The sequence below is a fragment of the Rhodovulum imhoffii genome, from assembly GCF_003046545.1.
Lineage (GTDB): Bacteria > Pseudomonadota > Alphaproteobacteria > Rhodobacterales > Rhodobacteraceae > Rhodovulum > Rhodovulum imhoffii.
Window position 1 is genome coordinate 1 of record NZ_QAAA01000024.1, and the last position, 11,418, is coordinate 11,418.

Annotated in this window: 12 protein-coding genes and 2 pseudogenes; 2 read left to right on the top strand and 12 right to left on the bottom strand. The window is 57.3% G+C overall.

Translation table 11 applies throughout. The features are described from left to right. Window positions 1–96: 96 nt before the first annotated feature. Window positions 97–258: pseudogene (locus C8N32_RS13360) on the top strand (IS3 family transposase); the annotation flags it as partial. Here the strand turns inward: C8N32_RS13360 and tnpB are convergent. The 11 genes from tnpB to C8N32_RS13415 form a co-directional block, all read right to left on the bottom strand. Continuing rightward, a complete protein-coding gene (tnpB, locus tag C8N32_RS15595; RefSeq protein WP_107893485.1) occupies window positions 203–466 on the bottom strand; it encodes an IS66 family insertion sequence element accessory protein TnpB in 264 nt (87 codons plus the stop codon). The pseudogene C8N32_RS13360 and the gene tnpB overlap by 56 nt on opposite strands. A 95-nt stretch (window positions 467–561) precedes the next feature. Next, window positions 562–810, bottom strand: a complete 249-nt coding sequence (locus C8N32_RS15380) for a transposase (protein WP_274610738.1) — start codon at window positions 808–810, stop codon at window positions 562–564. Window positions 811–894: 84 nt separating this feature from the next. Continuing rightward, window positions 895–1,035 carry an ATP-binding protein gene (locus tag C8N32_RS13375; protein WP_242509510.1) on the bottom strand — a complete coding sequence of 47 codons (141 nt, stop codon included), beginning with the start codon at window positions 1,033–1,035 and terminating at the stop codon, window positions 895–897. 12 nt (window positions 1,036–1,047) lie between these two features. Then, the gene (locus C8N32_RS13380) at window positions 1,048–2,043 is read right to left on the bottom strand and encodes a zinc-binding dehydrogenase (protein WP_107893486.1); all 996 of its coding nucleotides are present in this window, start codon (window positions 2,041–2,043) and stop codon (window positions 1,048–1,050) included. Between the two features lie 12 nt (window positions 2,044–2,055). Continuing rightward, window positions 2,056–3,177, bottom strand: coding sequence for an ABC transporter ATP-binding protein (locus C8N32_RS13385; RefSeq protein ID WP_338110831.1), 1,122 nt, complete (start codon window positions 3,175–3,177; stop codon window positions 2,056–2,058). Continuing rightward, window positions 3,138–3,908 (bottom strand): carbohydrate ABC transporter permease, encoded by a 771-nt coding sequence (locus tag C8N32_RS13390; protein ID WP_201132369.1) that lies wholly within the window; start codon window positions 3,906–3,908, stop codon window positions 3,138–3,140. Before C8N32_RS13390 ends, C8N32_RS13385 begins: the two co-directional genes overlap by 40 nt. A 63-nt stretch (window positions 3,909–3,971) precedes the next feature. Then, window positions 3,972–4,856 (bottom strand): carbohydrate ABC transporter permease, encoded by an 885-nt coding sequence (locus C8N32_RS13395; RefSeq protein ID WP_107893489.1) that lies wholly within the window; start codon window positions 4,854–4,856, stop codon window positions 3,972–3,974. An 83-nt stretch (window positions 4,857–4,939) separates the two neighbouring features. Further along, the gene (locus tag C8N32_RS13400) at window positions 4,940–6,346 is read right to left on the bottom strand and encodes an extracellular solute-binding protein (RefSeq protein WP_107893490.1); all 1,407 of its coding nucleotides are present in this window, start codon (window positions 6,344–6,346) and stop codon (window positions 4,940–4,942) included. A gap of 78 nt (window positions 6,347–6,424) precedes the next feature. Continuing rightward, entirely contained in the window at window positions 6,425–6,943 is a 519-nt protein-coding gene (locus tag C8N32_RS13405) for a VOC family protein (protein ID WP_107893491.1), read from the bottom strand. 36 nt (window positions 6,944–6,979) lie between these two features. Next, complete coding sequence (locus C8N32_RS13410; protein WP_107893511.1) at window positions 6,980–8,635, bottom strand: GMC family oxidoreductase; 1,656 nt, start codon at window positions 8,633–8,635, stop codon at window positions 6,980–6,982. 95 nt (window positions 8,636–8,730) lie between these two features. Then, the gene (locus tag C8N32_RS13415; protein ID WP_107893492.1) at window positions 8,731–9,732 is read right to left on the bottom strand and encodes a LacI family DNA-binding transcriptional regulator; all 1,002 of its coding nucleotides are present in this window, start codon (window positions 9,730–9,732) and stop codon (window positions 8,731–8,733) included. Between the two features lie 412 nt (window positions 9,733–10,144). Between C8N32_RS13415 and C8N32_RS15385 the strand changes: the two are divergent. Further along, window positions 10,145–10,305 (top strand): annotated as a pseudogene (locus C8N32_RS15385) (IS3 family transposase); the annotation flags it as partial. 88 nt (window positions 10,306–10,393) lie between these two features. On the opposite strand, the gene trpS reads toward C8N32_RS15385, so the two are convergent. Then, on the bottom strand, window positions 10,394–11,410 hold the full coding sequence (gene trpS / locus C8N32_RS13420; protein ID WP_107893493.1) for a tryptophan--tRNA ligase: 1,017 nt from the start codon (window positions 11,408–11,410) through the stop codon (window positions 10,394–10,396). Between the last annotated feature and the right edge of the window lie 8 nt (window positions 11,411–11,418).

Consider the following 11,418-nt stretch of genomic DNA (forward strand, 5'->3'; position numbering starts at 1 on the left):
TCAAGGATCTGCGTCGGGAGGCCCGCGATCTGAAGGAGGTCGTGGCCGAGCAGGCCCTCGAATTGCGGCTGCTCAAAAAAAGCATGATCGCGGATTGTTGAGCACTACAACCACCGACGCTACCACGAGAGCCTACAGAACCTCACGCCAGCTGACGTCTACTTCGGGCGCGGAAAGACCATCCTCAAACAACGAGAAAGGATCAAACGAAAGACCATCGAAGCGCGGCGCTTGCTTCACCGAAAATCCGCCGCATAATCAAACCAACCAGATGCGCCAGACCCTCTCTTAGTTCAGGCAGCCATCTGTCCCAAAATCCCTGACGACGGACAACGAACAGGTGCCCCGAATACGGATCCTGCTTCAGCACACTCTCCGCCAGAGCCGACAGGCCGTTGAACTGCTTGCGCATGTCCGTCACACCCGCCGCCAGCCAGATCTTCGTCTGCGCCGGAACCGGGATCACGAGGAGAGCTTTCGCAAGAGCGCTGCCAGCGCCTCAGGATCATAGTCCCCACAGATCTTCAGCCGAACCCCGCCATCAATCTCAACTTCAAGCGATCACGCCGTTGTGGCAGGCTGCTCGGGTATGTCTGGTTGCGCAACCTCAATCGGCAGAAAACATGGGGGCGCCACGTCATCCGGCGCAACGTCGAACCGCTCATCCTTCATCCAGTTGAAGACCTGGTTCGCGTTGACATCGTATCGACGCGCCACCTGCGCCACCGAAATGCCCGCCATCCGCGCCTGCGCGCAGATCATACGCTTCTCAGCATCCGACCAGTTCCGACGACGCCGACGTCTGCCCATGCTCAACCTCGCTAATGTCCATTACGTTTTTGATGGACACTAACCCTCACTAACGATCAGCGGCAGAGCGGGCACACCGAACGCTTACGTCTTTACCGCCGGGAAGCCCGCCATGCGGATCAACGTGGCAGCGGAGCGCGCGCGCCGGAAATCACGTTCAGCCGTCAGCGCATTCTCCAGAAAATCGGTAAAACTTTGCTCCTGCTCGGTCGCGGCGGCGGCCATCCCCCACCAAAATCAGGGGCTACTCCAATCATAGATAATGAAAGGTTCGGATATCTTCCGGGCGGCGATGTCCGAATAGACCTGCGCAGGGTTTGCTGGCGACACCGATGTCATCAGCCCCGCCATATCAATGCGCTTTTGGGATAGCCAGCGCAGGGCCCGTGCGAAACCGCCGAATGTACTGTGAGGGGCGTTGTTGTACCCCTCAAGCAGTTCTTCCCAGACGAAGCCCCTTGACTGTATGGGGACTTCCCATTCCCAGCCGCCCCGCAAGTTGACGAAGCCGAAGAACACGGCCCGCATGATTTCATGTGCCGACAGGTCTGTGTATTTGCGCCAGGGGACTCCGACCAGCACAACTTCTCCCATGGGGCGCACGATATGGCAGCCATCCAGCACCGCAGACTCGTGCCCCGAGCAGTCCACTACCAATGCAACTTTCTTCAGATAGGCCGTATCTTCGAGGGGCATCCTGGCATGGACCGTCCCTATTCCACTTTGCCGTAACTGCGCACGCCGCATGGCGTCGGGTTCCACAACGCTGACATCGTAGCCGCCGATGGCAAAGTTATGTGCCGCCAGAATGCCAACGGGTCCTGCTCCGCAGATCACCACCTTGTCCCCCGGGCGCGCTTTTGTCGACATGAGGGTTGTCATGGAGACACCCATGAGACGCGCAAGAAGAGCCACCTCGGGCGCCATGCCGTCCGGCAGCTTCAGCGTAAAGCGCGCAGCATGTTGTTGCGTCTGGCGATGATAGCCCATGCAAAAACGCAACTCGCCAATTTCAACGCCCTCGACGGCGTCGCCAATCTCTTCCACACGAAATACGGCGGCATATCCGGGCCGGATCGGGAAGTCCTCCCCTTCGGCCCACCCCATCTCTGTTCCTTGACTGATCAAGGTTGCAATCGTGGGGCCACGGATTTCATCCGCACCCAAGGTCTCATCTTCATAATCCTGCAAAACGAAAGTGGATTTTGCAGAGATGACAACCTCTTTGGCCATGACCGACCTCCATTATTCCGCCAGTGTTAGGCCTGACTCGGTGTCAAACAGATGTACGGCCGTCGTGTTCAAACACACGTGGACGGTTTCGCCCGGTTCCGCGCGTTGGTCGGCCGGCACTTCCGCGACCAGCTCGTGCTGGCCAACGCGAAGATCCAGAAGCGCCTCGTTCCCAAGATATTCGGTTACCTCGACGCGGGCTTTCATGGCGCCGGGCGTGTCGGCGCCAACACGCTTTATCTCGATTGGCCGCACGCCGAGAGTTACGGCCTGACCTTCCGACACGCGATCCGCAAAACGTTCCGGGATCGGGACCGACAGGGCATCTGCCTGCAGGCAGCCTGAGATAACGCGGGCGGCGATCATGTTCATCGATGGGCTGCCGATAAAGGTGGCCACAAACGTACTTTTGGGGGCGGCGTAGACGTCCTCGGGTGTGCCGACCTGTTCTACATGGCCGTCCCGCATGATTACGATCTTGTCCGCCAGTGTCATGGCCTCGACCTGATCGTGAGTGACATAAAGAACTGTAGTTCCAAGTCTTTGATGGAGTTTGCCGATTTCCCACCTCACCTGTGTGCGCAGCTTGGCATCCAAATTCGAAAGCGGTTCATCGAACAAAAAGACCTCCGGGGTTCGCACCATCGCCCTGCCCATGGCGACCCTTTGGCGCTGCCCGCCGGACAGTTGTGCCGGGCGCCGCTCCAGAAGATCGCCAAGTCCAAGGATACCTGCAGTTGCCGCGATCCTGTTCGCGACCTCGGTTTTTCCCAGCTTCATTGGACGCAGCGCAAATTCCATGTTCTGGCGTACTGTCATGTGTGGATAGAGCGCATAGTTTTGGAAAACCATGGCAACGCCACGATCCTTGGGCGCGACATCGTTCACGATCTTCCCGCCGATCGAGAGTTCACCGCCTGACACATCCTCCAGCCCTGCAACCATGCGCAAGGTTGTTGTCTTGCCACAGCCTGAGGGTCCAAGGAGTACGACAAACTCTCCTTCCTCGATTTCAAGGTCGATCCCATGGACAACCTGAACCGCGCCATATGTCTTGACGACTTTATTGAGTATGATTGCCGACATCGATTTTCCTATTTGACGGAGCCCATGGTCAACCCGCGGACCAGCCACCGCTGGCACGTCAGCACGAAGATGACTCCGGGAATGAGAATGATGAACGATCCTGCCATGATGCGGCCCCATTGCACGGCGTCCGACGACCAGAAGGACATGACCGCCACTGTCGCGGTTTGAGCTTCCGATCCGGTCAGCATCAGCGCGAACAGGAATTCGTTCCAGGAGAAGATGAAGCAAAACACCGCCGAGACCGCGAGGCCGGGTGCCGCCAACGGCAGCGTCACGCGCAAGAAGGTTTCGATCAGCCCGTAGCCGTCCACTGCTGCGGCTTCTTCAAGCGCCGTTGGCACCTCATCGAAGAACCCTTTCATTAGCCAAACGGTCAGCGGAATGTTCGCTGTCGAATAGACGATGATCAGCGCCAGCGGCGTGTCCAGCAATCCCGCCGTCTTGAATATGATGTAATATGGGACAACCACCGCGATCGGTGGAAACATCCGCATGGACAGGATCCAGAAGGCCACGTCATTCATCCGTTTGTGGCGAATGCGGCTGATGGCATAGGCGGCGAGCGACCCGATGGTCAGTGAAAAGGCTGTGGAACCCAGTGCAACGATCAACGAATTCAGGATGAACTTTCCGAATGGCCGCATCCCGAACAGGTCTTTGTAATGCTCGAATGTCGGAGAGAAGAGGAAGGCCGGCGGCTTCTGGAACATGATCGGTGAAGGTTTTACCGACGAGGATGCGATCAGATAAATCGGCGTCATGAAAACGATCAGCACGATCGTGAGCGCGATGTAGATCAGAATAGTCTGTTGTGTGGACGGTTTGTTCATAACAGGACCTCACGCAGCCTGGTCACGATTGAGGGATTTGAAGAAAAGCGTGATCAGAACGACGATTATGATCAGTGACACAAAGCTGGCGGCCGCTCCGACGCCCATCCGCCAGAATGTAAAAGACTGCCGGTAGATGAACATCGAAAGGACTTCGGTGCTGTCGCCCGGCCCGCCCTTGGTCAGCACGAAGATGATGTCGTAAATCTTGAAAGCATCGATGGCACGCAGGAACATCAGGCTAACCAATACGGGCTTGAGCTGTGGCAGCGTTACGCGTGTGAAGATGTCCCATCGGGAATTGCCGTCGATCATCGCGGCCTCATAGGGTTCGGGCGACAGGCTCTGTAGTGCCGCCGCAGTGCCCATCATCACGAATGGTGTCCATTGCCAGATATCGGCAATGGCAATCGCCCAAAGCGCCCAATTGGTCGAGGCAATCCACGGGATGGAACCGACACCGGCAAAACTCAGGAAATAGTTTAGATAACCAATCTCCGGGAAGTACAGAAACAACCAGACCAGGCCGACAATGACCGGCGAAATCATCATTGGGATCATCAGCAATGTTCGTGCCAGAGGCATGCCGGGCAGCTTTTGAACCACCAGCAGCGCGATTCCGACACCCAAAACCAGTTGAACCGACAAAGTCATGGCCATGAGTTTGAAAGTAACAATGAGGGAGTGCAGAAACTCGCTTGAACTCAGGATCTCGCGATAGTTGGCCCCGCCGACAAAAACACGTGGGACAAAGATTTTGGCCAGATCGTAGGAGCGGAAACTGAGGTAACCCGCATAGATCATCGGATAGATCGTTGTCAGGAACAGAACCAATATTGCCGGCAACAAGAACATGCCAAAGATGCGTCTGTTTCGTTTTCGGATATAGGCCATGAACGAATGGCTCCGGGCTATTGGGTTCAAGGGCGTCGGCCCGCCCCAGAAGGAAGCTGAGGGGCAGGCCGCAGGATCTCTGGTCAGTCGAATATCTCAGCAGGCACGTCGTTGATCCAGCGAAGGCGCATCTCCTCCGGGAAGACCTTCAGCCGCGTATTGACCTTGGTGCAGCCTTTGGTCAGAGCTTCCTGTGCGGATTCGGTTTCACCAGCCATGTACTTGTTGAGCTCGACTCCGAAGACTTCTTCCACATCAGCATAGAACGGGTGGAAGATTCGGCGTTGCGCGCGCTCTTGGGTTTCCAGAAGTACCTGATAATAAGGGTATTTCTTTTGGAGCTCCGAGTCTGACAGGATGGATTTGTGGAACTGCGATACGCCAGATCCCTCATTGGCAAAGCGGCGCATCATGTCGCGGGAGGTTCCCCACTTGATGAACTCCCAAGCCGCTTCCTTTTCACGATCCGATGCCTTCGAATTGATCGCAAAGCTCAGCGCCCCGGTCATGGTATCCGCGGGATTGCCGTCTCCTGTCGGGCTGGGTGCATACCCGGCTTCGCCGATGGTTGGCAGCACGGCTTCGTCCGGGTTGGTCAGGCGCACTGTACGCACCGACCAATAGCCCGATTGCGCCACTTCGCCGCGTTCCATGTAGCCGGTGCGGATGTCCCACATCAGACCCAAGTAATCCGGGGGATTGTAGGCAGCGAGTTCTTTCATGACCTCGGCCGCCTTCAATCCGGGTTCACGGTCAATGGCGCACAAGCCCGTTTGCGGGTCCCAGTATTGACCCCCGAAGCTGCGCATGATCGGAAAGAAATCATGTGTGATGGCACCGGCGACGCGGCTATAGGCCTGGGCGTTGCCGTAGAAATCCTTTGCCAGCACCTCGCCCGCCAGGGTTTCACCTGCTTTGCGAGTAAAGAATTCGGCGATGTCAATGAACTGGTCCCAGGTCTTGGCCGGAGCGAGATCGTAGCCGTACCTTTTGTTGAATGCGGCCTGTTCCTCTGGATGTTCGAACAGATCCTTCCGGTAGTTGATGTGCCAGATCATTCCCGACGCGGGAAAAGCCAGAAGACGCCCCTGCCACGTATTTTCCTGAAGCTGGATCGGAATGATGTCGTCCAGATGGATTTCCTCGGCATCGCGTTTGACGAGGTCCGTAAGGTCTTCCAGAGCGCCGGATTCGCCAAGAACCCCAACCCAAGGGCTGTCCACCCACATCAACTGATAGCTGGGGTTGTTGGCGCTCGCCTCGATTACGATCTTATCGATCAGGCCCGGATAGGGAAACATGTCGATCTGGACTTTCGCCCCCGTCAATTCGGTGAACTCATCCACAATGGGCGCAAGTCGCGTCACGGAGGTGTCGCCAATGGCAAGCATCTTGAGCTCTACCCCTTCATATTCCTTCTCGGCCCAGGCCGCACCCGTCAGGCCGGTCGCCAGCGCAGCCGCCAGCGACAGCGTTCTAGACACATTCATGTTTCGTCCTCCTCTGTTGGGTCGCAGTGTGCAGACCCTTGCTGCAAACGGCCTCCTCCGACCGCATTGGATTTCGGCTTATTTTCCTTGGGACGGCGTCCATAACCTTGGTCCGCCATCGGCCTCGTAGCCGAGCGGTCCGTTCTGACTTACGATCTCCAGGTATTGCCCCCATGGCGCGCGTAGATAGAGCCAGACGAGATTGTGCATCGGACCGCCTTCGATCAGTGTCGGCCCTTCAAGAAGGTCGATCCTCGCCGCGCGCATGCGTTCGGCCACCGCGTAAGCGTCATCAACCTCGAAAGCGATATGCATCGCGCCGGCTTCACCATTGTGCTTAAGGTGCTGCTCGCCTTCGACGCCACGATATTCAAACAGTTCCAGTGATCCGCCACGACCAACCTGAATTACACGTTGATCGGCGATCCTGACGCCTTTGGGCACACCGAGATGCGTGGACATGAACGCGTCATCCACATCCACCGATCCGCATTCCATAATTGTCACCGCACCAAACACATCCCGGAAGAATGCGACCGCCTCTTCCATATCGGGGACGGTAAATCCAATGTGGTGAAGTCCAAGAACAGGCGTCATTTCAAACCCAACCGGTTAGTTAATCCGAGATCAGGACTAAGCGAGCGCATATCGCTTGTCCGCATTCCGCTCCCAAGAAAAGACGACCGGGGCCAGAGGCTCCAGACCGCGAATAAGATCGGCCCCCTTTTCTCCGATCATGATTGTAGGAGCGTTCGTGTTCGAGGAATTGATCGTTGGCATGATTGAACTGTCGCAAACCCGCAGGCCATCAATTCCCCGCACTCTCAATTCGGGATCGAGCACGGCCATCGGATCACTGTCTGTACCCATCTTGCAGGTGCCGACGGGATGATGATCGGTCTTGGCCATCCGGCAGGCATAGTCGTACAGATCCTTGCGGCTGTTCGTGCCCGGTCCCGGCAAAACTTCCTTGCGGACGAACTCGCAAAGTGCCGGTTGTGCAAGGATTTCCCGTGCCATTTCCAGGCCTTTGAGCGACATTTCCAGATCATAGGGGTCTGCCCAGTAATTTGGATCGATCAGGGGGGGCGCCAATGGATCGGAACTGGCCAGACGAACCGTTCCGCGCGACCGCGGTCTCATGAATGCACTGTTAAGTGTGATGCCCGCGCCATCAATTTTGACGATGCCCTTTTCAATCCCGGAGCCTTGCCCAAGATGAAACTGAATATCCGGCGATCGTGCGGCGGCATCCGCGTACCAGAAGGCCCCGGTTTCAAAGAGCGATGCTGCCGCCGGCCCATTCTTGAACAGCAAGTACTGCAGGCCCGCCCAAATCGTTTTATCCAACCGGTCCCATCCGTCATAGCTGTGGGGACCGGTAAGTTCGGAAATCGCACAGATATCGATATGATCCTGCAGGTTGGATCCAACACCGGGCAGATCTTCGACAACCTCCAAATCATGACTGCGCAAGTGATCTGCTGGGCCAATCCCTGACAGCAACAACAGCCGAGGGGACCCTATTGCGCCAGACGACACGATCACTTCGCGTCTTGCGTGGATTGTTTCGATTTTGCCATTGCGCCGCACCGAAACGCCGGTTGCCCTACCTTTCTCAACCAGGATGCGCATGGCCTGGGATTTTATCCAAACGGTCAGATTGGAGCGCGTCTCCGCCGGCCTGAGAAACGCAACTGAAGCAGAAGACCGCCTCACATTTTTCTGTGTCAACTGATAGTATCCCGCGCCACGTTGATAGCGTCCGTTGAAATCTGGATTGTACGGCATGCCGTACTCCTGAGCGGCCCGGATGAACGCATCACAGACAGGAAGCGTGGCACGCGGCATGGAAACCCCAAGCGGGCCGTTGATGCCATGGAAGTCGTCGTTGAACCGCTCGTTGCACTCGGCGCGCGTGAAATAGGGCAGGATATTCCGGTAGCTCCAGCCTTCGCAGCCGTGATCTTCGGCCCAGGAATCGTAGTCCTTTGCATTGCCCCGCGTGTAGATTTGGGCGTTGATCGACGAACCGCCTCCAATAACCTTGGCTTGGGTGAACCAGATCTCGCGCCCCTGCATGTGCTTTTGTGGCACCGTGGACCAGCCCCAACTGGCAATTCCCTTGGTCATTTTCGCAAAGCCTGCGGGCCAGTGAAACAAAAGGTTTCGGTCGCGCCCGCCGGCCTCAAGGAGCAACACGGACACATCGGGGTCTTCGCTGAGTCTTGCCGCCAGAACACAGCCGGCCGACCCGCCACCTGTGATGATGTAATCGAACTCCCGCATATTCATCCCGCAGTAACCATTCAGTTACATGAAACGTTTCACCAAATTGTCATCTTGTCAACAGCAATGCGCCGCCGGCTTCCAAAATGCGTGGCTCAGATTATCGAAGCTCTTGAGACCAGCTCAGGTTCGATACGATGGACCATTCTAAGGGAACTCCCGGCGCGAACCATCTCCGCAGCACGTTCCGCCGCCATAGTACCAATCCTCCCGGGAAAGATGTCGACGGTTGTCAATCTCGGGGCCAGAGCTGATGAAATCGGTGTATTATCAAAGCTGATGACTGAAATGTCTTTCCCGATCCGAATACCAAGCTCGCGTGCGGCCTCATAAATGCCGGTGGCAATATAATCGTTGAAACAGATTACAGCAGATTTCGGAACTCCTTCAGCGCAGATTTCCCGAATTTCGGATGCACCAAACTCCATCGACAAGGGGCCGGGCCTAAATGCGCAGGCTGAGTGTGGCAATCCAGCCTCCGCAAGGGCGCGTTGAACGCCTGCTCGCCGCCCTTCCAATGTCGTCGTCCGCTCGTAGCCGCCCACGAAGACGGCGGATCTATGGCCCGCGCTCAAAGCGGCGCGCATTGCAAGATAGCCTGATTTATCATCGTCTACGCCGACAAAGCTGACCGGGCATTCAGGAAGGTCTCTTACGCAGGACACCACAGGAATCCTGCGGGTGAATGCGACCTGAAGATCCTCCACTTTCGTTTCGTGTACGGGCGACAAGATGATTGCGCCAACCCCCTGAGACACCATCGATTCCAGCATTTTGCCCTGTCGCTCAAGATCGTTTTGTGCCGTGGCGAGAATGGTCAGGAAACCTTCCTTGTAGGCGGTACTTTCCAAGTCGGACACGAGGTGACTGAAGAAGGGGTTCGCGATATTGTTGAGAATGACGCCAATCAACCGCGACTGGCCTGATCGAAGATTGGCGGCAGCCGCGTTGCGGACAAACCCCAATTCATCCGCAGCCTTCAGAACGGTCTTGCGCGTGCCCTCCGAAACCCGTCCCCGTCCAGCCATGACATAGGAGGCTGTTGCGACAGACACTCCAGCCTTTGCGGCGACATCCTTCAACCCAACCCGTTTCATTGCCTGACTGTGTCGTTAAACGTTTCAGCAAGACAATGCCTAACCATTGATTTGGCCTAACTCAATCACGAATCCAGTCACGAATTTCCAGGCTCGGGGCGTGTTCTTGATTCATAGCCAGAAGGCGGCGGCTGCGGCGGGGCGATGGCGGACGGAAAGACCTTTGGCACCTGCCGTGCGGGTTGTGCCCGCCGCCGGTCCTTGAACCTGACCGGCAAGTACCTCAACACGCCTGATCGGGCGGAACTGATCATCAGACCGTGAAACGCGTGCGGGCAGCAGGTCCCCAAATACGGGTATTATCTTTATGACGTAATTATACACCGTATGGGTATTCAATTACGGACTTCACGCAATGGTGTCGATGAGCCCCGCAGTGAAACTGCGTGCATGATTGAAAACACAAAGATAACCGTTCTTCGGCAGCCGCCAGATCGCAACTTATTTGCGTCGGGAAGGGATCTTTGCCGGAAGGCTCGGGTCAGGCGGTTGATGGCCAAGATCGGTCTGGAGGCGATTTACAAGCGCCCTCGGACCAGCCAGCCGCATCCGCAGCACCCGGTCTATCCGTACCCCTGAAGAGGCCCGCCCCCATACCGGACCGCGCGGGTCCGGGGGCGACAGCCGGTGAAATTCCGGGGATACCCCGAAGAGGTCCCGGTCAGGCGATCAGGCCGACGATTTCGTAGGTCCGCTTCAGAATCGGGGCGGCAATGGCGTTGGCGCGTTCCGCACCCCGGGCCAGAATGCGGTCGATCTCTGCGGGGTCCTGTAACAGGCGGCTCATCTCGGATGAGATCGGGGTCAGATGGGCCACCGCCAGTTCTGCCAGCGCGGGCTTGAAAACACCGAACTGCTGGCCGCCATACTCAGCCAGGACGGTTTCGGCGCTGGTGCCGGAAAGGGCGGCGTAGATGTTGACCAGATTGCGGGCCTCGGGGCGGTCGGTCAGCCCGTCGACGGTTTCAGGCAGCGGCTCCGGGTCGGTCTTGGCCTTGCGAATCTTTCTGGAGATCGCATCGGCATCGTCGGTCAGGTTGATGCGCGCCATGTCCGAGGGGTCCGATTTCGACATTTTCCTCGACCCGTCGCGCAAGCTCATCACACGGGTGGCCGCACCCTCGATCACCGGCTCCGGCACCGGGAAAAAGTCAGCACCGTAGTCGTTGTTGAACTTGATTGCGATGTCGCGGGTCAGTTCCACGTGCTGCTTCTGGTCCTCGCCCACGGGCACGTGGGTGGCGTGGTAGGCCAGAATGTCCGCCGCCATCAGCGCGGGGTAGGCGAAAAGCCCAAGGGACACATTCTCGGAATTCTTGCCGGCCTTGTCCTTGAACTGGGTCATCCGCTTCATCCAGCCCAGGCGAGCGACGCAGTTGAAGATCCAGGCCAGTTGCACATGGGCCACCACGCGCGACTGGTTGAACAGGATCGACTGTGCCGGATCGACGCCCGCGGCGATGAAGCCGGCGGTCAGCTCCCGCGTGGCGCGGGTCAGCTTGTCGGGATCTTGCCAGACGGTGATGGCGTGCAGGTCGACGATGCAGAAAATACTGTCCTGCCCTGTTTTCTGCGATTCGGAAAAGCGCTTGAGCGCGCCCAGATAGTTGCCAAGCGTCAGGTTGCCCGAAGGCTGGATGCCTGAAAAGACGCGCGGTGTGTGGACCACCTCCGTCATGGGGTTTC

Excerpts from the sequence above, each read along its gene's own strand:
- C8N32_RS13375 (WP_242509510.1), bottom strand. The coding sequence starts at position 1,035 with ATGGCCGCCGCCGCGACCGAGCAGGAGCAAAGTTTTACCGATTTTCTG.
- C8N32_RS13395 (WP_107893489.1), bottom strand. The coding sequence starts at position 4,856 with ATGGCCTATATCCGAAAACGAAACAGACGCATCTTTGGCATGTTCTTG.
- C8N32_RS13415 (WP_107893492.1), bottom strand. The coding sequence starts at position 9,732 with ATGAAACGGGTTGGGTTGAAGGATGTCGCCGCAAAGGCTGGAGTGTCT.
- C8N32_RS13400 (WP_107893490.1), bottom strand. The coding sequence starts at position 6,346 with ATGAATGTGTCTAGAACGCTGTCGCTGGCGGCTGCGCTGGCGACCGGC.
- C8N32_RS15380 (WP_274610738.1), bottom strand. The coding sequence starts at position 810 with ATGGGCAGACGTCGGCGTCGTCGGAACTGGTCGGATGCTGAGAAGCGT.
- C8N32_RS13405 (WP_107893491.1), bottom strand. The coding sequence starts at position 6,943 with ATGACGCCTGTTCTTGGACTTCACCACATTGGATTTACCGTCCCCGAT.
- C8N32_RS13410 (WP_107893511.1), bottom strand. The coding sequence starts at position 8,635 with ATGCGGGAGTTCGATTACATCATCACAGGTGGCGGGTCGGCCGGCTGT.
- C8N32_RS13380 (WP_107893486.1), bottom strand. The coding sequence starts at position 2,043 with ATGGCCAAAGAGGTTGTCATCTCTGCAAAATCCACTTTCGTTTTGCAG.
- trpS (WP_107893493.1), bottom strand. The coding sequence starts at position 11,410 with ATGACGGAGGTGGTCCACACACCGCGCGTCTTTTCAGGCATCCAGCCT.